The sequence below is a fragment of the Kitasatospora sp. NPDC056800 genome, from assembly GCF_042789775.1.
In the GTDB taxonomy this organism is placed as follows: domain Bacteria; phylum Actinomycetota; class Actinomycetes; order Streptomycetales; family Streptomycetaceae; genus Kitasatospora.
In genome coordinates, this window is the sequence record NZ_JBHUAL010000153.1 from 1 (window position 1) to 23,757 (window position 23,757).

The 23,757-nt window shown below is 75.4% G+C and carries 24 protein-coding genes; 14 read left to right on the plus strand and 10 right to left on the minus strand.

Annotated features, from left to right (window positions below; translation table 11 throughout):
- Nucleotides 1–72 precede the first annotated feature (72 nt).
- Complete coding sequence (locus ACFRQN_RS28295; RefSeq protein ID WP_380743006.1) at nt 73–603, minus strand: DUF6328 family protein; 531 nt, start codon at nt 601–603, stop codon at nt 73–75.
- Between the two features lie 24 nt (nt 604–627).
- Nucleotides 628–1,212, minus strand: coding sequence for a MarR family winged helix-turn-helix transcriptional regulator (locus ACFRQN_RS28300; RefSeq protein WP_079272912.1), 585 nt, complete (start codon nt 1,210–1,212; stop codon nt 628–630).
- 49 nt (nt 1,213–1,261) lie between these two features.
- On the opposite strand from ACFRQN_RS28300, the gene ACFRQN_RS28305 reads away from it, so the two are divergent.
- From ACFRQN_RS28305 to fusA, 4 genes are all read left to right on the plus strand, one after another.
- Nucleotides 1,262–2,215, plus strand: a complete 954-nt coding sequence (locus tag ACFRQN_RS28305; RefSeq protein ID WP_380743008.1) for a DMT family transporter — start codon at nt 1,262–1,264, stop codon at nt 2,213–2,215.
- 70 nt (nt 2,216–2,285) lie between these two features.
- Nucleotides 2,286–2,873 (plus strand): nuclear transport factor 2 family protein, encoded by a 588-nt coding sequence (locus ACFRQN_RS28310; protein ID WP_380743010.1) that lies wholly within the window; start codon nt 2,286–2,288, stop codon nt 2,871–2,873.
- Nucleotides 2,874–3,009: 136 nt separating this feature from the next.
- On the plus strand, nt 3,010–3,516 hold the full coding sequence (locus ACFRQN_RS28315) for a hemerythrin domain-containing protein (protein ID WP_380743011.1): 507 nt from the start codon (nt 3,010–3,012) through the stop codon (nt 3,514–3,516).
- Between the two features lie 365 nt (nt 3,517–3,881).
- Nucleotides 3,882–5,996, plus strand: a complete 2,115-nt coding sequence (fusA, locus tag ACFRQN_RS28320) for an elongation factor G (protein WP_380743013.1) — start codon at nt 3,882–3,884, stop codon at nt 5,994–5,996.
- 69 nt (nt 5,997–6,065) lie between these two features.
- Here the strand turns inward: fusA and ACFRQN_RS28325 are convergent, their stop codons facing one another.
- Both ACFRQN_RS28325 and ACFRQN_RS28330 read right to left on the minus strand, forming a co-directional pair.
- Entirely contained in the window at nt 6,066–6,917 is an 852-nt protein-coding gene (locus ACFRQN_RS28325) for an NAD-dependent epimerase/dehydratase family protein (protein ID WP_380743014.1), read from the minus strand.
- 200 nt (nt 6,918–7,117) lie between these two features.
- Entirely contained in the window at nt 7,118–7,648 is a 531-nt protein-coding gene (locus ACFRQN_RS28330; RefSeq protein WP_380743016.1) for an EF-hand domain-containing protein, read from the minus strand.
- Between the two features lie 163 nt (nt 7,649–7,811).
- Between ACFRQN_RS28330 and ACFRQN_RS28335 the strand changes: the two genes are divergently transcribed.
- Nucleotides 7,812–8,648, plus strand: coding sequence for a helix-turn-helix transcriptional regulator (locus ACFRQN_RS28335; RefSeq protein ID WP_380743035.1), 837 nt, complete (start codon nt 7,812–7,814; stop codon nt 8,646–8,648).
- Nucleotides 8,649–8,836: 188 nt separating this feature from the next.
- Complete coding sequence (locus ACFRQN_RS28340) at nt 8,837–9,742, plus strand: neutral zinc metallopeptidase (protein ID WP_049655538.1); 906 nt, start codon at nt 8,837–8,839, stop codon at nt 9,740–9,742.
- A 49-nt stretch (nt 9,743–9,791) separates the two neighbouring features.
- Here ACFRQN_RS28340 and ACFRQN_RS28345 read toward each other — a convergent pair whose 3' ends face one another.
- Nucleotides 9,792–10,691: a LysR family transcriptional regulator gene (locus tag ACFRQN_RS28345; RefSeq protein WP_380743017.1), complete on the minus strand. Its 900-nt coding sequence runs from the start codon at nt 10,689–10,691 to the stop codon at nt 9,792–9,794.
- A gap of 149 nt (nt 10,692–10,840) precedes the next feature.
- Between ACFRQN_RS28345 and ACFRQN_RS28350 the strand changes: the two genes are divergently transcribed.
- The 3 genes from ACFRQN_RS28350 (at nt 10,841) to ACFRQN_RS28360 (ending at nt 14,772) form a co-directional block, all read left to right on the plus strand.
- Nucleotides 10,841–11,341, plus strand: coding sequence for a hypothetical protein (locus tag ACFRQN_RS28350; protein WP_380743019.1), 501 nt, complete (start codon nt 10,841–10,843; stop codon nt 11,339–11,341).
- A complete protein-coding gene (locus ACFRQN_RS28355) occupies nt 11,334–12,971 on the plus strand; it encodes a multicopper oxidase family protein (RefSeq protein ID WP_380743020.1) in 1,638 nt (545 codons plus the stop codon). Before ACFRQN_RS28350 ends, ACFRQN_RS28355 begins: the two co-directional genes overlap by 8 nt.
- A 163-nt stretch (nt 12,972–13,134) precedes the next feature.
- A complete protein-coding gene (locus tag ACFRQN_RS28360) occupies nt 13,135–14,772 on the plus strand; it encodes an alkaline phosphatase D family protein (protein ID WP_375874260.1) in 1,638 nt (545 codons plus the stop codon).
- A gap of 98 nt (nt 14,773–14,870) precedes the next feature.
- Here ACFRQN_RS28360 and ACFRQN_RS28365 read toward each other — a convergent pair whose 3' ends face one another.
- The gene (locus tag ACFRQN_RS28365) at nt 14,871–16,031 is read right to left on the minus strand and encodes a DNA gyrase subunit B (protein ID WP_380743022.1); all 1,161 of its coding nucleotides are present in this window, start codon (nt 16,029–16,031) and stop codon (nt 14,871–14,873) included.
- Nucleotides 16,032–16,291: 260 nt separating this feature from the next.
- Between ACFRQN_RS28365 and ACFRQN_RS28370 the strand changes: the two genes are divergently transcribed.
- The gene (locus ACFRQN_RS28370) at nt 16,292–16,678 is read left to right on the plus strand and encodes a hypothetical protein (RefSeq protein WP_380743023.1); all 387 of its coding nucleotides are present in this window, start codon (nt 16,292–16,294) and stop codon (nt 16,676–16,678) included.
- 149 nt (nt 16,679–16,827) lie between these two features.
- Complete coding sequence (locus tag ACFRQN_RS28375; protein WP_380743025.1) at nt 16,828–17,100, plus strand: hypothetical protein; 273 nt, start codon at nt 16,828–16,830, stop codon at nt 17,098–17,100.
- A gap of 31 nt (nt 17,101–17,131) precedes the next feature.
- Here the strand turns inward: ACFRQN_RS28375 and ACFRQN_RS28380 are convergent, their stop codons facing one another.
- The 3 genes from ACFRQN_RS28380 to ACFRQN_RS28390 all read right to left on the minus strand — a co-directional run bounded on the left by ACFRQN_RS28380 (nt 17,132) and on the right by ACFRQN_RS28390 (nt 20,434).
- Nucleotides 17,132–17,509 (minus strand): nuclear transport factor 2 family protein, encoded by a 378-nt coding sequence (locus ACFRQN_RS28380; protein ID WP_049660939.1) that lies wholly within the window; start codon nt 17,507–17,509, stop codon nt 17,132–17,134.
- 348 nt (nt 17,510–17,857) lie between these two features.
- On the minus strand, nt 17,858–18,781 hold the full coding sequence (locus ACFRQN_RS28385; RefSeq protein ID WP_380743026.1) for a hypothetical protein: 924 nt from the start codon (nt 18,779–18,781) through the stop codon (nt 17,858–17,860).
- A 153-nt stretch (nt 18,782–18,934) separates the two neighbouring features.
- The gene (locus tag ACFRQN_RS28390) at nt 18,935–20,434 is read right to left on the minus strand and encodes an alpha/beta hydrolase family protein (protein ID WP_380743037.1); all 1,500 of its coding nucleotides are present in this window, start codon (nt 20,432–20,434) and stop codon (nt 18,935–18,937) included.
- 264 nt (nt 20,435–20,698) lie between these two features.
- Here ACFRQN_RS28390 and ACFRQN_RS28395 point away from each other — a divergent pair, with 264 nt between their 5' ends.
- Genes ACFRQN_RS28395 through ACFRQN_RS28405 form a run of 3 tightly spaced genes read left to right on the plus strand, consistent with a single transcriptional unit; the run spans nt 20,699 to nt 22,847 of the window.
- A complete protein-coding gene (locus ACFRQN_RS28395) occupies nt 20,699–20,821 on the plus strand; it encodes a hypothetical protein (RefSeq protein ID WP_380743028.1) in 123 nt (40 codons plus the stop codon).
- Nucleotides 20,822–20,844: 23 nt separating this feature from the next.
- A complete protein-coding gene (locus ACFRQN_RS28400) occupies nt 20,845–22,188 on the plus strand; it encodes a sensor histidine kinase (RefSeq protein ID WP_380743029.1) in 1,344 nt (447 codons plus the stop codon).
- On the plus strand, nt 22,185–22,847 hold the full coding sequence (locus tag ACFRQN_RS28405) for a response regulator (protein WP_380743031.1): 663 nt from the start codon (nt 22,185–22,187) through the stop codon (nt 22,845–22,847). The genes ACFRQN_RS28400 and ACFRQN_RS28405 overlap by 4 nt, the downstream gene beginning before the upstream one ends.
- 241 nt (nt 22,848–23,088) lie before the next feature.
- On the opposite strand, the gene ACFRQN_RS28410 is transcribed toward ACFRQN_RS28405, so the two are convergent.
- On the minus strand, nt 23,089–23,427 hold the full coding sequence (locus ACFRQN_RS28410) for a hypothetical protein (RefSeq protein ID WP_380743033.1): 339 nt from the start codon (nt 23,425–23,427) through the stop codon (nt 23,089–23,091).
- Between the last annotated feature and the right edge of the window lie 330 nt (nt 23,428–23,757).

A 23,757-nucleotide genomic window follows, 5' to 3' on the forward strand; every position in this document is an offset into this window, starting at 1 on the left:
CCACCCCCGGTGCGGGCGGCGGCAGCGAACGGCCGGCAGCGGACGGGCCCGTACGGCGGCGCCCGGGTCCGGTCAGGCCCCGTCGCGGCGGGCGGAGCGGCGCACCGCCCAGGGCAGGCCGAACCACAGCACGGCGAAGATCAGCGCGATGCCGCAGGTGATCGGTACCGCGAGCGCCGTGCCGAGGACGACGTCCAGGACCAGCAGCACGGCGCCGGTCAGCGCGGAGGCGAGCAGCAGCAGGCCCACCTGGGCGACGCGGACGGAGACGGCGACGATCCGCTCCTTGCCCGGGTGGCGGTACAGCCCGCGGTGCAGGGCGACGGGGGTGGCCAGGACGGCCGCGGCGACGACCGACAGCAGCAGGGTGGTGACGTAGACGTCCTGCTGGGCGTCGGTGAGCTGGGCGAAGCGCGGGGTGAAGGCGACACCGAGCAGGAACGCGAAGACGATCTGCACGCCGGTCTGGAGCACCCGCAGCTCCTGCAGCATCGCCACCAGGCGCCGGTCGGCGCGCACGGCCGGGTTCCCCCAGCCGGGCGGGGGAGCGGAGTCGGACCGGTGGCCGGGCGAGGGGGAGTCCGGGGGAGGTGCACTGGTCATGCGTCAGCTTCCCACGGCCCGGCGTCAGGCCCCGCGCGTCGCACCGGGGTCCGCGCCCCCGGTGCCGTCCAGGCGCTGCTGCCAGACGGTGAGCAACCCCTGCAGGGCGCCGGCCTCCTCGGGGCTCAGGTGGGCCAGCAGCCGGTGCTCGTTGCGCATGTGCGCCGTGAACGCCTCGTCGATCAGGCGCCGGCCGGCCTCGGTGAGCGCGACCACGCGCCCGCGCCGGTCGTCGGCGGCCGGGCGGCGGGTGACCAGCCCGGCGCGCTCCAGGCGGTCGATCCGCTTGGTCATCGCCCCGGTGGTCACCATCGTGTGCGCGGCCAGCTCGCCCGGGGCCCGCTCGTACGGGGCGCCGGCCCGGCGCAGCGCGGCGAGCACGTCGAACTCGCCCTCGCCCAGGCCGTAGCGCTGGTAGACGAGGGTCAGCTCGGCGGTCAGGCGGGCGGCGAGGCGGTGCAGGCGCCCGATGACGGCCTGCGGGGAGACGTCCAGGTCGGGGCGTTCGCGCCGCCACTCGGCCTGGACCCGGGCGACGTGGTCCGCGGCGTCGGTGGGGTCCGCGTGGTCGGCGTGCTGTCCGTGTCCCTGTCCCTGTCCGTGCTCCATGGGCGCCATCCTACCCCCGATAGCTTCCTGGGAAGCTATATTGTCTTCCATGGAAGCCAATACGCGGTGGGTCCTGCTCACCGCCCTCGCCCCCGTCGCCTGGGGCGCCAACTACTGGGTCACCCACGCCCACCTGCCCGCCGACCACCCCCTGTGGGGCGCCGCCCTGCGCGCCCTGCCGGCCGGCCTGCTGCTCCTCGCCCTCGCCCGCCGCCGCCCGCACGGCGCCTGGTGGTGGCGCAGCGCGCTGCTCGGCCTGCTCAACACCGCCGTCTTCTTCGTCCTGCTCTACCTCGCCTCCCAACTGCTGCCCACCAGCGCCGCCGCCACCGTCATGGCCGCCTCCCCGCTGACCATGCTGCTCACCGCCTGGGCCCTGGCCGGCCCGCGCCCGCGCCGCGCGCACCTGGCGGGGGCGGTGGTGGGCCTGGCCGGCGTCGCGCTGGCCCTGGCCGGACCGGGGGAGGGCATCGGCTGGGCCGGGCTGGCCGCCTCGGCGGCCGCGATGCTGGTCTCCTCCGTCGGCTACGTGCTGGCCGCCCGCTGGCGCGAGGGCGCCGACCCGCTCGCCGCCACCGCCTGGCAGCTGACCGCGGGCGGCCTGGTGCTGCTGCCGCTCGCCGCCGCCGTCGAGGGCCCGCCCCCGCCGGTGGACGCGCCCACCCTGCTCGCCTTCGGCTACACCACCGTGATCGCCACCGCGCTCGCCTTCGCCTGCTGGTTCGCCGGACTGCGCCACCTGCCGGCCGGCACCGTGGGCCTGCTCGGGCTGCTCAACCCGCTCACCGGCGTGCTGCTGGGCACGGCGCTGGACGGCGACGCCTTCGGGCCGCGCCAGGGCGCGGGGCTGGCGCTGGTCGTGGCGGGCATCCTGCTCGGGCGGCCGCGTGCCGAAACCGCTGTCCGTCCCGCCGCCGAGCCCGTCGCCGAGCCCGTCGCCGAGTCCGCTGCCGGGCGGGCCCGCCCATCGGCGGACCGGGACCTTGATCTCAAGTCGACTTGAGGTCCTAGCCTCCGTGGTGCGCGACCGGACCGGGTCGCGCCGCGCACGGCGACCCCGAGGAGCCAGGGCCATGACCACCGACACCACCGCCACCGACACCACCGCCACCGACACCATCGCCGCGAACCTCGCCGCGCTCGGACAGCGGGTCCGGGTCCTCACCGACCGCGCCGAGATCACCGGCCTCATCGACGGCTACCTGCTCAGCCTCGACACGGTGCCCCGCGACGGCGGGCGGTTCGACGAGGCGTGGGCGCGGCGCTACTTCACCCCCGACGTGCGGATCACCACGCCGGTGGGGGACCACGAGGGCATCGACGGGCTGGCCGAGTCCGAGCAGGCGACCCTCGGGAAGTTCGAGCGGACCCAGCACGTGGGCGCCAACCACATGATCGACCTGGACGGGGACCGGGCCGCGGTGCGCTGGAACGCCGTCATGGCGCACGTCCACCTCGCCTCCACCCAGCGGGCGCGCGGCGAGGAGCCCGGCGGCCACTTCGACGTCGGCGGCACGTTCACCGGCGAGGCGGTGCGCACCCCCGACGGCTGGCGCCTGCGGAGCCTGGACGTGCGGGCCGTGTGGACGAGCGGCAGGGGCCCGCTCGTCCTGACCCCGAAGGCCGGGGCGACCCTGCGCGACCTCGCCGGCGGAGCGTGACGGCGGCCCCGGGACACCGGCTGGGGCCCCGCCGCTTGCCCACCGGGCGGATCACGTGATCTGCTGGCGCGAGCATCGCGTGCCGGTGACGGACCGCGTCAGGCATGGAGGTGCGCGACCGAAGGGACCGCCACCCGTGGCCTCCCCCTCCACCGGCCGTACGGCCGTCCTCAGCCTGCAACTCTCCCGCGCGCACCAGGACTTGCGCCGCCGCCTCGCCGACCTGCGCGCGAACCTCGGCCGGCCCCGCCCGCACGGCGGCGACGACCGGCTCCTCACCCACTGCCTGGCCTTCTGCACCGCCCTGACCAACCACCACCAGGGCGAGGACGACGGCCTGTTCGCCCAACTCCTGCGCGAACGCCCCGACCTGGCGCCGACCATCGCCAACCTCGTCGAGGACCACGGCCTCATCACCGGCATCCTCACCCGGGTACGGCACCTCGCCGACCAGGCCGCCGGACGGCCCGACGCCGACCTGGAGGCGATCGGACGCGAACTCGACGGGCTCGCCGCCATCATGGACTCCCACTTCGGCTACGAGGAACGGGCCATCGGCGCCGCCCTGGACGCCGGGGTGCGCGACGACGGCTGGTCCGAACCGGTCCTGCGCTTCCGCGCGCCGCGGGACCCGGCACCGTAGAACCCGCGCACCGTAAAACCCGTCGCACCGTCCGGCCCGCCTTCCCTACACTCGCCACGCGGCCGCGCCCCGACGCGCGGCCCGAACGCGACGACCGTGACGTACGAGATGGGGAGAGGGGGCGGGCGGCCATGCCGAAGCAGAGTGCCGCCGCCCCCTCTCCCGCGTCGCGGTACGAGGTGATCCTGGTGTCCCGCCTCTCCCGGTGCCCGCTGCGCGGCCGGCACCGGAGCAGTGCCGCCACCGTCTGACACCGGCCCGTGAGGCCGTAAGCCCACCCTGTGGCAACGAATCCGACGGTCCGTCGGCACTGCCGAATCGCGCGCCCACCCACCAGCAGGACCGCCTCGAAAGGCACCCGGGCCATGCGCACCCACACCACCACCGCGAGCACCACCACCGCGAGCATCACCGCGAGCACCGCCACCACGAGCAGCACCGCCGCCGCGGCCACCGGCATCGCCGCCGTCCGCAACCTCGGCATCCTCGCCCACGTCGACGCCGGCAAGACCACCGTCACCGAGCGGATCCTCTACCTCACCGGCACCACCCACAAGCGCGGCGAGGTCCACGACGGCACCACCGTCACCGACTTCGACCCCCAGGAACGCGACCGCGGCATCACCATCTTCGCCGCCGCCGTCAGCTGCGCCTGGGCCGGGCACCGGATCAACCTCATCGACACCCCCGGCCACGTCGACTTCGCCGACGAGGTCGAGCGCTCCCTGCGCGTCCTGGACGGCGCGGTGGCGGTGTTCGACGCGGTCGCCGGCGTCGAGCCGCAGAGCGAGTCGGTGTGGCGCCAGGCCGAACGCCACGGCGTGCCGCGCATCGCCTTCGTCAACAAGCTCGACCGGGCCGGTGCCGACCTGGACGCCGCCGTCGACTCCATCCGCGAACGCCTCCACCCGCGCCCGCTGGCCGTCCAACTGCCCATCGGAGCCGAGGAGTCGTTCACCGGCGTCGTCGACCTCGTCCACCTGCGCGCCCTCACCTGGCACGAGGACGGCGCCATGGCGCACGGCCCGGTGCCCGCCCACCTCGAAGGCCCGGCCGCCGAACGCCGCCGCGCCCTGGAGGAGGCCGTCGCCGAACTGTACCCCCGGGCCCTGGAGGAGTTCTGCACCCACGGAACCGTCGGCGCCGCCACCCTCACCGCAGCCCTGCGCGACCTCACCCGCACCGGCGAGGCCGTCGTGGTGCTGTGCGGCTCCGCCTACCGCAACCGCGGCATCGAACCGCTCCTGGACGCCGCCGTCGCCTACCTGCCCTCCCCGCTCGACGTCCCGCCCACCCGCTCCGCCGACCGTACCCAGCAGCGCGACCCCGACCCCGAACAGCCCCTGACCGCCCTGGCGTTCAAGGTCACGGCCGCCCCCACCGGGCGCCTCACCCACCTGCGCGTGTACGCCGGCACCCTCCACAAGGGAGCCACCGTGCTCGACACCGCCACCGGCCGCCGCGAACGCGTCGCCCGCATCCTCACCGTCCTGGCCGACCGCCACACCGAGACCGACCACGCCCGCGCCGGCGACATCGTCGCCGTCGTCGGCCCCAAGCACACCCGCGTCGGCGCCACCCTGTGCGACCCCGACCACCCGATCCTCCTGGAGGCCCCCGTGAGCGCCGAACCGGTCGTCACCGTCGCCGTCGAGGCCCGCCGCGCCACCGACACCGACAAGCTGGCCGCCGCCCTCGCCCGCCTCGCCGAGGAGGACCCCTCGCTGCGCGTGGCCACCGACCCCGAGACCGGCCAGCGCACCCTGTCCGGCCTGGGCGAACTGCACCTGGAGGTCGCGGTGGAGAAGGTCCGGCGCGACAGCGGGATCGAGGCGGTCGTCGGCCGCCCGCGCGTCGCCCTGCGCGAGGCCCTCGTCGAGGGCGTCACCGGCTTCGTCCACCGGCACGCCAAACAGGACGGCGGCGCCGGCCAGTTCGCCCACCTCGTCCTCGACGTCCACCCCCTGCCGGACGGCGCCGAAGCGGAGTTCGCGTTCGCCTCCACCGTCACCGGCGGCCGGGTGCCGCGCGAGTACGTGCAGGCCGTCGAGGCGGGCTGCCGCGACGCCCTGGCCGAAGGACCGCTCGGCGGACACCCGGTCACCGGCGTCGCCGTCACCCTCACCGACGGGGCCACCCACCCCAAGGACTCCTCCGAGCTCGCCTTCCGCACCGCCGCCCGCCTCGGCCTGCGCGAGGCCCTGCGCGCCTCGCGGATGCACCTGCTGGAACCGGTCGCGGAGGTGACGGTCACCGTGCCCGAGGACGCGCTGGGCACCGTCCTCGGCGACCTCGCCGCCCGCCGCGGCCACGTCCGCTCCACCGACCCCGGCCCCGGCGCCACCGCCCGGGTGGGCGCGCTGGTCCCGCTCGCCGAACTGTTCGGCTACGCGGGCCGCCTGCGCGGCCGCACCCAGGGCCGCGGCACCTTCACCACCCGCCCGGCCGGCTACGCCCCCGCGCCCACGCCCGCCGGCTGAGCCCGCCGCCCGGCCCCGCCGTCCCCACGGCGGGGCCGGGCCCGCCTTCCCGCGGCGGGGCCGGCCCCGTTACAGCGCCCCGGCGTCGGCCGCCGCCCACGCCGACGGGTACAGCGGACGCCAGCCCAGCTCCCGGCGCGCCGCCGCCGTCGACACCTGGCCCTCCCACGGGTCGAACGGGGCGTCCGGCGAACCACCGGGGTGGACCCGCCCGTTGAGCGCGTACAGGTCCCAGGCCGTCAGCGGCGCGTCGTCGCCGACGTTGTACGCGCGCCCCTCGACGCCGGGCACCGTCACCGCGCGCCACAGCGCCCGCGCCACGTCCGCGTGGTGCACCACCGCCAGGCGCTGGTGCGCGGGCCAGTGCGCCGCCCAGTTCAGCGACTGCGCCAGGTGCGGATCGCCGTCCCCGTACACGAACGCCAACCGGGCCACCACCAGCGGCAGTTCGTCCCCGAGCGCGCGCAGCCCCTCCTCCGCCCGCGCCTTGGACGCCGCGTACACCCCCCACGCCGGATCCGGCGCCGTCCGGTCGCCCTCCACGGCGGGGCGGCCCAGCCCCCGCCCGTACACCAGGTTGGTACTGGTGTGGACGAACCGCGCGACCCCGGCCTTCGCCGCCTCCCTCCCCAGTGCCACCGCCGCGTCCCGGTTGACCGCCCACGCCGTCTCGTCCGGCACCCCGCGCAGCGCCGCCGCCACGTTCAGCACCACGTCGGCCCCGTCCAACGCCCGTGCCCGGTCGCCCTGTTCGCACAGGTCGCCGACCACCACCTCCACCCCGTCCAGGCCCCGCGCCCTCGCCGCGTCGCGCACCAGCACCCGCACCGAGGAGCCCTCCGCCCCCGCCCACCGCACCAGCCGCGGCACCAGCCGGCTGCCCACCGAACCCGTCGCGCCCGTCACCAGGATCTTCGCCATCGCCCGTCTCCTCCAGGGAGTCGCTTCCTCCGACGCCCACCACCCTGCCCGCGGCGCGAGGGGCGCGGCAGAGACCTCCCGATCCAGGGACCGCCGATCCCTGGCTGGGGCCACGGGGTGCCCGGGCGGGCTCCCGGCCGCCGACACCCGCCGACGCCCGCACCGACCGCCGACGCCCGCACCGACCGCCGGGAGCCAGGTCAGCGGACGGCGGGCTCCCGCGGGCCGGGGCGGCCGTCACCGTAGGCGCCGGCCATGGGGGAGGAGCCGGTGGTGAGGAAGTCGTGGATCGCCATCAGGTAGACGGCGCGCTCCACGGTGCCCTCGCCACCCGTGTCGAGGGCGTCGAACGCGGCGGCGGCCCCCTCCGGCGGGTTGCCGCTCGCCGCGCGCAGCCGGGCGAACTCCCCTCGGGTCACACGCCCGTCGCCGTCGCCGTCGGCGAGGTCGAACAGCGAGCCGAGCGCAGGCCGACAGGTCTCCTCGAAGGCCTCGTGGCCGGCCCAGGCGCGGTACTCCTCGAAGGTGACGCCGCCGTCCCCGTCGCCGTCCATCTGCCGGAAGACCTCCTCGTGGGTCGCGCGGGCCGCGGCCACCAGCGGGTCGTACGGGCCGCGTCCGAAGGCCGAGGCCGCCCGGTCGACCCGGGCGAGGTACTCGTCGTGGGAGATCACGCCGTCGCCGTCGGTGTCCAGCATCGCGAAGATGCGGCGCTTCGCCTCGTCCGACATTCCGTCACCATCCGTTCTCGCAGGGGAAGTTCTGCCGGTCCACGCTACCGGCGGGACGCGCGCGGGCCCGGAAGGCGCGGCACGGGAGCGGGCGCCATCCCGGCAGCCGGGGACCGGCGATCCCTGGCTGCGCCGCGCCCCGGCGGGCCATGCTGGGGGCATGATCGACCGAACGGCGCTGGCCGACTTCCTCACCCGGGCCCGGGCCCGGCTCACCCCCGCCGCCCTCGGGCTGCCGCCCGGGGCGCGGCGCCGCACACCCGGACTGCGCAGGGAGGAGGTGGCACAGGTCGCCGGGCTGTCCGTCGACTACTACGCGCGCCTGGAACAGCGCCGCGGCCCCCAGCCCTCACCGCAGCTGCTCGCCGCCCTGGCCCGGGCCCTGCGGCTGAGCGAGGACGAACGCGACCACCTGTTCCGCCTCGCCGGACACGAGCCCCCGCGCCGGCACGGCCCGCTCGGCCACGTGCGCCCCGGACTGCTGCTCATCCTCGACCGGCTGCACGACACGCCCGCCCAGGTGGTCTCCGACCTCGGCGACGTCCTCGCGCAGAACGCCATGTCGGCCGCCCTGTTCGGGGACCACACCGCCCTGGCACCCGAGCGCCGCAACCTCCTGCTGCGCTGGTTCACCGACCCCGGCACCCGCACGCTGTTCCCCGCCGAGGACCACGAGGACCTCGCCCGCGCCCACGTCGCCGCCCTGCGCGCCGCCCGCACCGCCCGCCCCGGCGACCGCCGCGCCGCCGAACTCCTCGACGAACTCCTCGCCGACAGCGGCGAGTTCGCCGCCTACTGGGAACGCCACGAGGTCGCCCGGCGGCGCAGCGGCCGCAAACGGCTCCTGCACCCGGTGGTCGGGCCGCTGGACCTGGAGTGCGAGGTGCTGGCCGCCGGCGGCGAGGACCAGCTGCTGCTGGTGCACACCGCCGCGCCCGGCAGCGACTCCGCCTCCCGCCTGGAACTGCTGCGCGTCGTCGGCGCCCCCGCCCCCGCCTGACGCCCGCACCGGCATCGGAAGGCCCCGCTGCGCGACGAGGCGGGCCGGGGCCCGTAGGCTGGGCCGGGCCGTGACGGCACAGACCGTCACCAGAGCGCACAAAGCGACCGACCGACAGATCGACCGACCGACAGATCGACTGATCGACCGATCGCCAGAGACCGACAGAAGCGGGCAGGCAGGGGCACATGCAGTTCGACGACCAGGGCGACCTCGACACCTCGCAGGTGGACGACCGGCGCGGCATCCCGGGCGGGAAGGTCGCCATCGGCGGCGGGGCCGTGGGCCTGCTCGCGGTGCTGTTCGCGGTCGTCCTCGGCGTCGACCCGCAGCTGCTGGGCCTGTCCTCCGGCTCCGGCTCCTCCAACTCCTCCACCGGCACCCGCACCGCCGGCGAGGTGCAGCAGGCCTGCAAGACCGGCGCCGACGCCAACAAGCGCCAGGACTGCCGGATCGTGGCCGTCACCAACAGCCTCCAGGAGTTCTGGCGCACCGAGCTGCCGCGCGCCGCCAAGATCCCGTACAAGAACGCCGAGACGGTGCTGTTCACCGGCCAGGTCTCCACCGCCTGCGGGCCGGCGACCTCGGCGGTGGGCCCGTTCTACTGCCCCGGCGACAAGAAGGCCTACTTCGACCTGGGCTTCTTCAACGAGCTGTCCGCCCGCTTCGGCGCCAAGGGCGGCCCGTTCGCCGAGTCCTACGTCGTCGCCCACGAGTACGGCCACCACATCCAGACCCTCACCGGCGCCATGCAGAAGGTCGGCAACGACCGCCAGGGCGCCGCCAGCGGCTCGGTGCGCCTGGAGCTGCAGGCCGACTGCTACGCCGGGGTGTGGGCGCACCACGCCACCACCACCCCGCAGGCCTCCACCGGCCGTCCGCTGATCGCCTCGCTCACCGACCAGGACATCGCCCAGGGCCTGGACGCGGCCGCCGCGGTCGGCGACGACCGCATCCAGCAGCAGGCCACCGGCCGGATCAACCCGGAGGCCTGGACGCACGGCTCCGCCGAGCAGCGCAAGGCCTGGTTCACCACCGGCTACCGCGGCGGCGACTTCGCCCAGTGCGACACCTTCTCGGCCGCCAAGCTGTAGCACCACCGCCCGCGAGGACCGGCCGCGACGTCCGCCCGCGGGCCCGTCGTCAGAAGCCCCGCTGCGCCTGCCCGCTCCGCGCCCAGTCCCAGCCCGTGATCGCCTCGCGCAGCCGGATGGCGCCGGCGGGCAGGCGCGTGTCCGAGGCCCAGAACAGGGTCAGGGAGCGCCGGCAGTCGGGGTCGTCGACGCCGACCCACACCAGCGGCAGGCGGGTGGCGGTGCGCCGGGAGAGCGCGGGCACCAGGCCGATGCCCAGGCCCGCGCTGATCAGCTCGGCGATGGCGCCGGCCTCGTCGCTCTCGCAGACGATCCGCGGCTCCAGGCCGCGGGCGGCGAACAGCCGCTCCAGCAGGCGGCGCTGCCAGTGCCCGGGGCGGGCGGCGATGAACGGCTGGTCGGCGAGGTCGTCGACGCCGACCGCGGTGCGCCCGGCCAGCGGGTGGCCGGGGGCGACGGCCAGCCCCACCTCCTCGTCCAGCAGCAGCACCGACTCCAGGCCCTCGGCGGTGATCGGCTGGGAGACGACGGCGAGGTCGACGTCCTGGGCCCGCAGCCGCCGGGCCGTCTCCCGCGCGGGCAGCTGGTGCAGTTCGACCTCCACCCCCGGGTGGCCGCGCTTGAACGCGGCCAGCGGCCCGCTGAAGGCCAGGAAGGTCTCCGAGGCCAGCCGCACCGTGCCCAGCCCCTGCCCGGCGGCCTCCGCCACCGCCCGCCGGCCCGCCTCCAGTTCGCCGAGCGAACGCTCGACGTAGCCGCGGAACAGCTGCCCGGCCGCGTTCAGCCGCAGCCGCCCGCCGCGCTCGAACAGCGGGGTGCCCAGCTCGGCCTCCAGCCGGGCGATGGAGCGGCTCAACGACGGCTGGGCGACGCGCAGTTCCTCCGCCGCCCGGCTCAGGTGCTCCAGCCGCGCCACCGCCAGGAACTGCGCGAGCGTGTTCAGGTCCACGAAAGCCCCCATGCCCCAGCGGTCATAACGCCATAGCACTATTGATCTTAGACAGGATAGCCGGGCGGACATAGCGTCAGGGGCGGGCCGCACACCGCCCGCAGCGGTGCGCCGACCCGGACGCCCTGTACGAGGAAGGACCCCGCGCCATGGCCACCGCCGCCCACCAGACCCCACCGGAGCCCGAGGCCCGGTCCGCCACAGGGGAGCGGACCGGGCCTCGGGCGGGAACCGACCCGGAGGAGCGGACCGGGCCCGCCGGACGGACCCTGCGCGCCGTGGCCGCCGTCCACACCGCCGCCGCCTTCGGCCAGCCCGTCTTCGCCGGCGTCTACCTCAGCGGCGACTACGACGCCCTGGGCTGGCACACCGTCGGCGCCAACGCCGTCACCGCCCTCGGCTACCTGCAGCTGGTCGCCGCCCTCGTGGTGTGGATCCGGCTGCGCCGCTCCTGGCCGGCGGCCGCCACCCTCGCCGCGGTCGCGGCCGAGACCGCGCAGTACGTCGCCGGAACGGAAGGCGCCCTGTGGCTGCACCTGCCGCTGGGCGTGGCGACCATCGCCGGCCTCGCCGTGCTCACCATCGCCCTGTGGCGTACCCCGCTGCCCCCGCGCCGGCCCCTCCGCCGGGAGGACGACGACCGTGCCTGAACCCCACGTCAACCTGACGCGCCGTCAAATCCTCGGCATCGGCGGAGCGTTCGGCCTGCTCACCACCGCCTCGCTGGCCGGCGCCGCCACCCTCGCCCGCCGCCCCGCCACCACCGGCGCCGAACTGCGCAGCGCCGCCGCCCTGCCGCCCCCCTACCAGGTGCCGCTGCCGCTGCCCGCCGTCGCCAGGCCCGTCTCCACCGACGGCGGCACCGACCGCTACGAGATCGTCCAGCGCGAGACCAGCGCCGAGATCCTGCCCGGCCTGCGCACCCCGCTGTGGACGTACGGCGGCTCCTTCCCCGGCCCCACCATCGAGGCCCGCCGCGGCCGGCCCGTCACCGTCACCCACCGCAACGAACTGCCGGTGCCCACCGTCGTCCACCTGCACGGCGGCCGCACCCCCGCGGACTCCGACGGCTACCCCACCGACCTCGTCCTGCCCGCCGCCTGGCCCCAGGCCCCCCAGACCATGCCCGGCATGCCCGGCATGGACGTCGCGGGCGGCCACGGCGGCGGCACGGGTACGGGCATGGCCGACCCCCGCGCCGTCACCAGCCGCCTGCGACGCGACTACACCTTCCCCAACGACCAGCGCCCCACCCTGCTCTGGTACCACGACCACCGCATGGACTTCACCGCCCCCGCCCTCTGGCGCGGCCTCGCCGGCCTGCACATCGTGCGCGACGACGCCGAGGACGCCCTCGGCCTGCCCGCCGGCCCCCACGAGATCCCCCTGATGATCACCGACCGCGCCTTCACCGCCGACGGCGCTCTGACCTACCCCTCCCTCGACCCCGCCCTGCGCGACCGCCCCGGCGTCACCGAACCCCACCTCGCCGGCGTCCTCGGCGACGTCGTCCTCGTCAACGGCGCCCCCTGGCCCGTCCACGAGACCGACGCCGCCCGCCACCGCCTGCGCCTGCTCAACGCCTCCAACGCCCGCCACTACGAACTCGAAGCCCGCACCGAGGACGGCCGCCGCCTCGACCTCGTCCAGATCGGCGCCGACCAGGGCCTGCTCGCCGCCCCCGTCACCCACCGGAGCCTGCCCGTCGCCCCCGCCGAACGCTACGACCTCGTCGTCGACTTCGCCGCCGCCCCCGTCGGCTCCCTGGTCCGGATCGTCAACCGCCTCGGCACCGGCCGCACCCGCGACGTCATGGCCTTCCGCATCGCCCGCCCCGCCCCCGCCGACGACAGCCGCATCCCGCCCCGCCTCGCCACCGACCTGCCCGACTGGCGGCGCGAAGACGCCGTCCGCACACGGGACTTCGCCTTCCGCGCCGGCCGCACGAACGGCGGCCACGGCTGGCTCATCGGCGGCCGCCCCTTCGACCCCGCCCGCACCGACGTCACCGTCCCCCTCGGCGACACCGAGATCTGGCGCCTGATCGCCGACGTCCACCACCCCGTCCACCTCCACCTCGTGGGCTTCCGCATCCTCACCCGCGGCGGCAGACCCCCACTGCCCCACGACGCCGGCCTCAAGGACACCGTCTCGCTGCGCCCGGGGGAGTCCGCGGAGATCATCACCCGCTTCGACGGCTACCGCGGCCGCTACCTCTTCCACTGCCACAACGCCGAGCACGAGGACATGGGAATGATGGCCAACCTGGAAGTCGTCTGATCCCTTTCACCCCTGTTCGAGGGGATCCGCCGGAACTGCCGGACCTTCACGGCTCTCGCACCGGATGATCACTCTGCTGCCGGAATCCCGACCCCCGCCGTACCGGGCGGTCCACTCCAATTCCCTTCGCACACCCCCCGAGCAGCGAAAGGCCACCACCCCCATGACCCGCCCCGACGACCACCCCACGCCCGACCGGATGCTGCGCGAGGCCGCCTCCCGCCTGGACCGGCGCCGCTTCCTCACCGTCACCTCGGCCGCCGCCGCGCTCGCCTTCAGCGTCAACCTGCCCTCCGCGCACGCCGCCGACAACGAGATCGCCCCGCGCGCCATCGGCGACGATCCCTTTACCCTCGGCGTGGCCTCCGGCGACGCCACCTCCGACGCCGTCGTGCTCTGGACCCGCCTGGCCCCCCGCCCGCTGGAGCCCGGCGCCGGCCTGCCGCCCACCGGCTCCGTCCGGGTCGGCTGGGAGATCGCCCGCGACGAGAAGTTCCGCCGCGTCGAGCGCCGCGGCACCGCCCGCGCCCACGCCGAGTTCAACTACGCCGTCCACGTCGACGTCGACGGCCTCGACGCCGCCCGCACCTACTGGTACCGCTTCACCGTCGGCACCTGGGCCAGCCCCGTCGGACGCACCCGCACCGCCCCGCCGCGCGGCCGCAAGCTCGACAGCGCCCGCATCGCCTTCGTCTCCTGCCAGGCCTACGAGGACGGCTACTTCACCGCCTTCCGCCACCTCGCGGGCGAGGACCTGGACGCCGTCTTCCACGTCGGCGACTACATCTACGAGTACGGCATCGACGCCGCCGGCGGCGACCGCAAGTACACCGACCGCACCCTCGCCGCCCACTTCAACCACGAGACCACCACCCTCGAGGACTACCGGCTGCGCTACTCCCTCTACAAGAACGACCCCGACCTCCAGGCCGCCCACGCCGCCCACCCCTGGTACGTCACCTGGGACGACCACGAGGTCGAGAACAACTACGCCGCCGGCATCCCCGAGAAGAACCAGGACCCGGCCCCCTTCGTCGCCCGCCGCGCCGCCGCCTACCGCGCCTACTGGGAGAACCAGCCGCTGCGCATGCCCCAGCCCCGCGGCACCGAACTGACCCTCTACCGGCGCGTCCACTACGGCCAGCTGGCCCAGTTCGACATCCTCGACACCCGCCAGTACCGCGACGACCAGGCCAACGGCGACGGCTGGCAGTACCCCACCCCCGAGTCCGACGACCCCAAGCGCACCCTCATGGGCGCCACCCAGGAACGCTGGTTCGCCGACGGCCTGCGCCACTCCAAGGCCACCTGGAACGTCATCCCCCAGCAGGTCGTCTTCTCCCGCCGCAAGAACACCACCGCCGAGCGCTCCAAGCTCTCCATGGACGCCTGGGACGGCTACCCCGCCGCCCGCGAGCGCTTCCTGAAGGCCGTCGACCAGTCCGGCGTCAAGAACCTGGTGCTGCTCACCGGCGACGTCCACGTGGCCTACGCCCTGGACGTCAAGCGCGACTTCAACGACCCCAACTCCCGCACGGTGGGCGTGGAGTTCGTCGGCACCTCGATCAGCAGCGACGGCGACGGCGAGGAGAAGCCGTCCAACTGGGGCAACCTCATGGCGGCCAACCCGCACATGAAGTTCTACGACGGGCGCCGCGGCTACACCGTGCTCACCCTGGACCGCCACCGGGCCCGCGCCGACTACCGCGTCGTCTCCCACATCACCCGCCCCGGCGGCACCCTGTCCACCGCCGCCTCCTTCACCACCGAGGCCGGCAACCCGGGCATCCGCCCGGCCTGACAGGGCCCTTGGCCTCCCGGTCCCGCCGCCTTGAGGGAGGCGGCGGGGCCGGGTGCCGCTCAGGCGGCCGGGGGCCGTGCAGGCGGGCCGGGTGCTGCTCAGGCGCCCCGGACGAGGCGTTCGACGACGGCCGCGGCCTGCTGCGGGTGCTCCTCCAGCCAGGCGTCCAGGTGGCGTCGGACGGCCTCGGCGACGCAGGCGCGCACGGCGGTGTTGCCGAGCACGTCCAGAGTGGAGCCGTGGAACTCGGGCTCGTCGAGCTTCACCGACACGACCGCCGTCAGGCCCGCCCAGGCCTGCCCGGCACTCAGGCCGGGTTCCGCCGGGGCCGGCCGGAGCCGCTTGCGCGCGTACGCGTCGAGCGCGGCCGCCACCCCGTCGCGGAAGCCCGCCTCGTGGGTGCCGCCGCGCGGGGTGGGCCGGCTGTTGGCGAAGCTCCGGACCCGCTCCTCGCCGTCGGCGCGCCAGCGCAGGGCCACCTCCACCGTCCCCGCCATCCGCGGGTCCTCGCCCTCGAAGGCGACGGTGCCCGTGGCGGCGGGCGCCGCGTCCCGGTTGTCGAGGAATGCGACGAAGTCCTGTGCCCCGCCGGGGGAGTGGAACCGCTCGGACCTGGGCTCGCCGGGCCCGCGCCGGTCGGTCAGTGAGATGTCCAACTCGCGGTTCAGGAAGGCCAGTTCACGGAATCGGTCCGCCAGGTCGTCGAAGGAGAGCAGCGCTGTCCCGAAGACCTCGGCATCCGGCCAGAAGGTGAGGACGGTCCCGCTGCCGGTCGCCGGGCCCGCGTCGGTGAGCGGGGTGACGGCCGTGCCGCGCGCGTACTCCCGTTCCCAGCGCACCCCCTCGCGCCGCACCTCGGCCGTCATCCGGCTCGACAGGGCGTTGACGGCGGCCGGGCCCGCGGCCCAGTGCCCGAGCGCCACGTCGCGGCGGCCGCCACCGGGCCCCGCTCCGGCGTTCAGACGGGTCAGCAGGGTGTCGAGGTCGGGCTCACCGGTGCCCTCCGCCCCGCGGACGGGGACGCCCGGGCCGTCGTCGGCGACGCGCACGCCACCGTCGGAGGTGAGGGTGACCTCGACGCGGCCGGCGCGTCCGGCCAGGACCTCCCTCACCGCCCGGTCGGCGACCTCGAACACCAGCTGACTCAGGCCGCGCTCACCGGTCGAGCCGATGTACATCCCGGGCCGCTTCCGTACGGCTTCCAGGCCCTCCCACACCTGGATGCGGGCGGCCTCGTACCCGGTCTTCTCCTCGTTCACGATGTCCCCTCCGAAGGTGTCCGGCAGAGCTCCACAGCCTAGGCGAATTTCGGCATAATGCCAGGTCAGAGCCTGTTTGCCGAGGGCGCAGGCGGGCGCGTGAGCGCCTGCCCGCGGGCGCCCGCCGCAGGGGTCCCGGGCGCCCGCCGGAGCGCGGCCCCGCCCCCGCCGGGGCCGCGTACGGGGCCGTTCCAAGCGCTCCCGAGGTCCCCCGATCCAAGTTCTTCGCGCCCCGCCCGCCGGCGGACCCCGGCAAGCCGGTGTACCTGCGGCCCGCCATCGTCGGCCTGCTCGTCCCGGCGGTCCTGATCCCGCTGATCGTCGTCATGGCCAAGCGCGACCCCGAGTTCGCCGAGGCCGGCGACTGCATCCACAACAACAACCCGATCGCCGCCGCCCTGCCCGGCGTCGTCGATAGCAATCCCGACATCGACGTGGTCCCCTGCTCCGACCCGAAGACCGAGGCCCGCGTCGTCGGCCGCGAGGACGACACCACCGACGGCGAGAACGCCTGCCGCAAGTACCCCACCGCCGACGGCTACTTCACCTCCAAGCACGGCAGCGACAAGTACACCCTCTGCCTGCAGGGCCTGGAGACCCCCAAGCAGCCGAAGCCGACCACCATCTTCGGCCCCGTCAACCCGTAGCGAGGTGCCGCCCCGGGCCCCTCGCCGCACTCGGCCGGCCGATCCTTCGCCGAACGGCCCGGCGCCGGGCCGTTCGCTGTCACCGGGGGCGGTGGGCAGGGGAGTCGGGGGTGTATGTTCGCACCCAGCCGTCCAGAAGGGCGAAGGCCATGGGGATCTCCACGCACGCGATGGTGCCGCCGCTCCTGCTGGCCGCACTGGTCCTGCTCGCCGTCAGACTGGCCCGACGGCACCGTGCCGGTGCGCCCGTAGCGCTGCTGCCACGGTCACGTCCGGCCCGCGCCGTCGCAGCGGCCGTCATCGCCCTGGTGATGCTCTCCGGAGCGCTGACCGGAGACCCCTGGTCGGCGGTCGTCCCCGCCCTCACGCTCGGCGGCCTGACCGGCGCCCTCGTGGACCTCCGCTACGGCTCCCCGCGCTGACGCCCGCCCACGGTGCTGCCCGGGCGGTTCGTCAGGAGGCGGACGGCTCGATCTCCCCGGCGAAGACGATGACCTGGTCGATGAGGCTCCGCCGCAGGTGGACGACGTCCGTTCCCGCCAGGCGGGGGCCTCCGTCCGGCGTGGTGAAGACCCACTGGTAGCGGGCCCACTCGCCGGGCATGTCCACCGCCGAGCAGCGCGTCATCGTGCCGGTTCCCGCCGGGTGGCGCCGGATGTCCAGCACGAACTGCTCGACCGCCGCGATTCCCTCGCTGCGGCCCAACGGCCCCCAGAAGACCACGTCCGAGGTCAGGGCCTGGGAGAGCAGGGCCGTCACATAGGTGTCGTCCGAGGCGTTGAACGCGGAGATGAACGTGTCGATCGCGGAGCGTGCCGTCTCTTCCTGCATACCCCAGTAATACCAGCCGCTGCGCGTACGGATCAGGAAGAGGGCGAGCACCAAGGACGGCAGCACCCACGCGGCACCCCGTGCCGCCCGGGCTTCCGCCCTCGATCCGCACGCCGCCGCCCCGGTTTCGAAAACCGGGGTGGCGCTGGACCCAGTGGGTGACCAACCGGCTTTCCACGGAGGACTCGGCGGTCCGTCCCGTGATGGGACCGCATGCGCCGCACGCCCGCCGGAACCGCGCCACCGGGCTCCCCGCCCGCGCAAATCCCCGGTGAGGAGCGGTACATGGCCCCCAGGGTGTTCGCCGAGGGGTTCCGGCACGGAGTCGAGCGGCACACGCCTCCGGGCTCAGCGGCAGGTGGCAAGGCCGCCCGGGTGCGGGCCGACGGCCCGGGCGGCCCGCAGCGCCGCCCTGGCACGGGCCGCGCCGGGGCGGGTGGCCGCCTCGCCGCCGCCGACCGCGACGGGGCGGGGGGCGAGGCCCGCGCAGGGGCCGCAGATGCCGGGTTCGGGCACCGGGTCGTGGCACGCCGCGCACTCGGCGTACCGAAGTGCCCCGGTCCGTACGGTGCTTGGGGCGGGCGGCAGCTTGTGCTCCAGGCGGTGGCGGAGGACGGCGACCGCCGAGTGCATCGGGGCGGGCAGGCCCGGCAGCAGGGCCTGGGCGAGGTCGGCGGCGGTGCTGCCGCGTTCCAGCCACCGGGCGACCAGGGGCGCGAGTGCGCGGGCTTCGGCCTCGCCCAGGCGCAGGCGCGGCTCGGGACGGATCACCCGGAACAGCGTGGCGACCGCCTCGCGGAGCTGCTCGTCGGACTGCCCGCCCGGCCGCCCGTCCGCTTGCCCGTCGGGCGGTCCGTCGGGCGGTTCGGAGGGCGATTCGGCGGGGAGGGTGGGTTCTTGGTGCCGGTCCTTTGAAAGGGTGTCAGTGCGGCCGGTGCTCGCTCCACCGGGGACCGGGCGGGTGGTACTCGGTGCTGCGGCCCGAGGGACGTCGTAGACGTGGGTCTCGGTGATGATCGTGCCGTCGGGCAGGCGGATCTTCTCGACCCGGTAGTACCCGGCGTCGGCCAGCTCCTTCAGGGCCCTGCGGATCGCGCCGCGCCCCTGGGGGCTGGTGTCGGCCATGTGCCGGCCGTCCTCGCGCCAGCCGTCGGGCCGGGAGAGGAGGTCCGTGAGCAGGCCCCGGGCGGTGTAGGAGAGCCGTCGGTACTGGAGTACGGCGTTGGGCAGCACGGTGAAGTTGCGCACGGGGGCGCTACGATGGACGCGCATCGGGAGTGTTGGCTCCTGTTGCCGGACCCCGGGGTGTTAGCGCACCGCCGGGGTCGCCTGTTTTCGGTTGGATTACGGAACGTACCACAACGGTCACGCACAGAACGGGCGTTCGCGACAACTGCCCTGACGGGGGCGCTCCGTCACCCGGCGTCAGCCGGGGGTGCCCGGGCGGTGGACGCTGAGGTCGCCGTAGGAGCGCAGGGCGCCGGCCGGGTCGCCGGGCTTGTCCCGCAGGACGGCGTCCAGGAAGGCGAGGGTGGCCGCGGCGACGGTGCGCGGGCCCCCGCTGCGGCCCAGGGTGCCGACGAGCGAGGGCACCGGCGGCAGGTACAGGGGGCCGTCCATGAAGGTGAGGTGGGCGGCGCCGGGGACGGTGAGCCGGTAGCTCGGCGCGGTGCTGGAGTCGAGCGCCTCGGTGAGGCGGGGCAGGTAGCGCGGGTCGCTGTCCGGGGTGATGGCCTGGGTGAGCGCGAGCGTCGGCCGGTCGAGGGCGGGCGCGGTGGGGCCGTGGGGGTAGCCGTCCAGGTCGACGACGGCGGCGAAGCGGCGGTCCTGCCGGGCCGCCTGCAGGGCGGCGGCGCCGCCCATGGAGTGGCCGGTCACCGCGACCCGGCCGGTGTCCAGGCGTCCGGTCAGCGGGTCGGCGATCCCGCCGCGCTCCAGGGCGTCCAGCTGGGTGAGGACGAAGCCGAGGTCGCCGGCCCGGACGGCCGTCCAGCCGGCCGCCAGCTCGTCGTCCTTGTCCCGGTCGCCGCTGGAGGCGGTCTCGGTGCCGATCGTCCGGCCGTCGGCGAGGACGACGGCGGCGGAGTCGTACGGGTGGTCGAGGGCGGCCACCACGTAGCCGTGGCTGGCCAGTTCCTCCGCCCACGCGGTGTTCTGGGTGCGCACCCCGCCCGACCCGGGGGAGAACAGCACGACCGGGAACCGCTCGCCGCCGCCGGCCACCGGGGCGTCGAAGACCGAACGGCTGCGGGCGCGCGGGACACCGTCGACCAGGAAGCCCGGCAGGCCGACGCCCCGGGCGAGGGCCCCGGAGACGGTGCGTGCCTCCTGCCCCGTGCGTCCGAGGTACTGGGCCCGCTGCGCGCCCGCGGGGATCTCCCCTGCGGGGTACCAGAGTTGGACCACGACGGTGCGCAGGTCGTTCGGGTCGGCGGTGAAGGTCTCGGGGCGGTGCGGGTCGGTCCACTGCACCACGCGGGTGCCGACCGCGAAGCCGCCCGACGGCTCGGGGAACACCGGGACGGGAAAGGCCCAGGCGGCCACCGGGCCCGTGGCGATCAGGCCGACGCAGGCCGCCGACCCCGGCAGCGCCAGCCACCAGCGGGCCCGCCACGCCGGCCGTCCGGTACGGCGGCGCAGCGGTCGCAGCAGGGGAGCGAGGGCGAACGGCGAGGCGAGGGCGGCGCCCGCCAGGACCGGCAGCAGCTGCCAGCGGACGCCCGCCGCGCCCAGCGCGATCGCGCACGGCACGAGGACCGCCCCCGCCGCGATCGTGGCGCGCGGGCGGGCGGCGGGGGGAAGCCAGCGTGCCGTCACCAGCGCGAGGGCGGCCAGCAGGGCGAGGATTTCCAGGGGGGACATGGGCAGTCCCGGGATGATCTCGGTCACCTGGCCATGCTCGGCGCCGGGCGCGCGCCGCCGCATCGGCCACCGGTCGCCGCCGCGTGCCACCAGGGGTGCGGTCCGCGGCGGTCCGGGTACGACCGCGGTGGCAGCCGGGCGGGCCGGAGCGGCGGGCGCGCTGCGACCACGGGAGGTGGCGGGACTCCTCCTGCGGTCGTATGCCGGCGCGGGGCGATCAGACGGTGGGCTCATGCGCCGCGCGGGGCCGGCGGCCTACCGTGACAGGGCCGCGGTACGTGCCGGGGCGGCGGCACGCACCCGGGGCCGCGCAGGCGTACGGTCCCCGTGCCCGACGTGCCCGACATGCCGGACGTGCCGGACGTGCCGGACGTGCCCGACGTGCCCGACGTGCCCGACGTGCCCGACGTGCCCGACGTGCCGGACGTGCCGGACCCGGGGCCGCCTTGACGCCGAATCGACAGGGGCGTGCGATGACCGAGGCGGCCGCCGAACCCGGCCACGCCCACCAGAACCAGGTACCGGTGCGCGTCCGCGTGCGGGCCCGGTGGGCGAGGACGGCCGTACGGCTGACCGGCTACGCCGACCTCGCCTGCGCGCGAGCCGCACGAGCCGCACGAGCCGCGCGACCGCTGAGAGCCGCCGCGCGCTGGCGCTCCCGGCTGCCGCCCACCGCGTGGGACGCCCTGCTGGCGACGCTCCTGCTCCTCAACGTCGCGACCACCCGCGCACCGCACGAGCTGCCGGTGGCCGCGGCCCTCACCGCCGCCCTCACCCTGCCCCTGCTGTGGCGGCGCCGGGCCCCGCGCACGGTGTTCGCCGCCGTGGCGGCCGCGGCCCTCGTCCAGTGGCTGGCCGATGTCCAACTGCCCGCCGACGTAGCCCTGTTGGTGGCCCTCTACACGGTGGCGGCGAACTCGGGCCGGCGCGGCACCCTCGTCGCCGGCGCCGCCGTGGAGGCCGGGGCAGTGCTGGCCTGCCTGCGCTGGTCGACGGACGGCGCGTTCCTGACCCCCTTCGTCGCGGTCACCGCGCTGGCCGTCGCCGCCGCCGTCCTCGGCGTGAACGTGCGCACCACGCGCGCCTACCTCGCCGCCCTGGAGGAGCGGGCCGCACGCCTGGAACACGAACAGGAACAGCAGGCGCGACTGGCCGCCGCCGAGGAACGGGCGCGCATCACCCGGGAGATGCACGACATCGTCACCCACAACCTGTCCGTCATGGTTGCGCTCACCGACGCCGCCGTCTACGCCCAGCACCGGTCGCCCGACAAGGCCACCACCGCGATGCTCCAGATCTCCGAGACCGGCCGGCAGGCCCTGACCGACATGCGCCGCTCGCTGGGCGTCCTGCGCACCGACGAACCCGACGCGCGGCGCCACCCGCTGCCCGGCATCGCCCAACTGGCCGCCCTCGCCGACCAGATGGGCGCCGCCGGGCTGCCCACCGGCCTCGACGTCCACGGCGGCCACGCCCACATCCCCGCCACCGCCCAACTCACCGTCTACCGCCTGGTACAGGAAGCCTTGACCAACACCCTCAAGCACGCACCCGCCGGCGCCCGCGCGACGGTCCGCATCCACTGCGCGGCCGCGACCGTCACCGTGGACGTCACCGACACCGGCCCCCACCCGCCCCAGCCCGCCACCGCCACCGCTGCCGCTTCCGTCGTCGTGCCGCCCGGCCACGGCATCCCCGGCATGCGCGAACGCTCGGCCGCCTACGGGGGCACACTGCACGCCGGACCGCTTCCCGACGGCGGCTGGCGGGTCCACACCCGCCTCCACCTCGACAGCGCCGGAGCGCCGCCCGCATGACGATCCGCATCCTGATCGCCGACGACGAAGCACTCCTCCGGATGGCCTTCAGCACCGTCCTGGAAGCCCAGCCCGACATGGCACCGGTCGGCGAAGCCGCCGACGGCGCCCAGGCCGTACGCCTCGCCCGCGAACTGCGCCCCGACGTCGTCCTCATGGACGTCCGGATGCCCGGAACCGACGGCATCGAGGCGACCGGGCAGCTCGTCGCGGCCTCCCCGCAGAGCAGAGTGCTCATCCTCACCACCTTCGACCTGGACGAGTACGCCTTCGCCGGACTCAACGCCGGAGCCTCCGGCTTCCTGCTGAAGAACGCCCGCCCCGAGGAACTCCTCACCGCGATCCGCAACGTCGCCGCCGGCGACGCCGTACTCTCCCCGCGGATCACCCGCCGCCTCCTGGACAACCTCCGCCCGCACATCCCCGACGGCCGCGACCCCGACCACGACGAGCGGCTGAACCGGCTCAGCACCCGCGAACGCGAGGTACTCGTCCAGGTCGGCCGCGGCCTGTCCAACACCGAGATCGCCGCCACCCTGCACCTCGCGGAGGCCACCGTGAAGTCCCACCTGGGCCGCATCCTCCACAAGCTCGAACTCCGCGACCGCATCCAAGCCGTGGTCCTCGCCTACGAAACCCGCCTCATCCACCCGACATGACCCGCCCCCTGGTTGCCGGGCCGCGCCCCTGGCAGTGGGGCCGGCTGGAGGCGTGCGGCGCGGACACCGAGCCGCTCCGGGCGGTGTCCACCACCCCGCAGGACCGGCACGCGACTCTCTGGGGCAACCCGTACGGCACCTGCCGCCGGGGTCCGGTAGGAAATCGACTCAGGAACCGCGTCGGCGTCGGCTGCGCCGCGACTGCCGCGGCCCGACAGGGTCCACGCGGCCAGGGCCGGGCCTACCGCGAGGAGCCGTCGAAGCGTTCGAAGCCCGTCTCCATGTCACCGCGGAACGTCAGCGCTTCGAGGCCGATGCCGAGTGCGCCGAGCAGGATCCCCAGTGCCGCGTCGGCGTCCGGCTCGGACCGGCTCACCCACACGAACGTGCTCGGTTCGACCCCGCCTTCGAGCCGGCTGAGCGCGAAGTCCACGCGCTGGATGCGGAACATGGCGACATCGACGGCTCCCAGGTCTTCCCAGCTGCGTTCGACTGTCAGCCGCAGGCGGGCCGCCAGTGCCTCCAGCGGCGGCTTCAGCCCTGCCACAAGCCGGAACGAGGCGGCCGCGTACTCCCACATGCCCTCTTGGAAGGCGGGGTTCTTCCCGGTGTAGTACGGGGGGCTCGGCGCCGGTTGCCAGTCCGGCTCCGGCCCTGGTACCTCGAACCCGGCCACAATCCCGCCTTCCGTCTGAACACCTCTTCAAGCGTCACGGTATCCGAAGAGGAACGCGCCAGGGGTGCGGGCGCCGAGCTCCTTGACGGCCAGGGCCGGGCCGGCGGCGTACTCCTCGGGGAGGTGTCATCCGCCGCGCGCAGGAAGTCGGCCCGGCCGACTTCCTGCGCGGCGAGGCTGGCCGTCCCCTGGTTACGGGGTGAGTCGCAGGTGGATCGCGAGGACGCCGAGCTG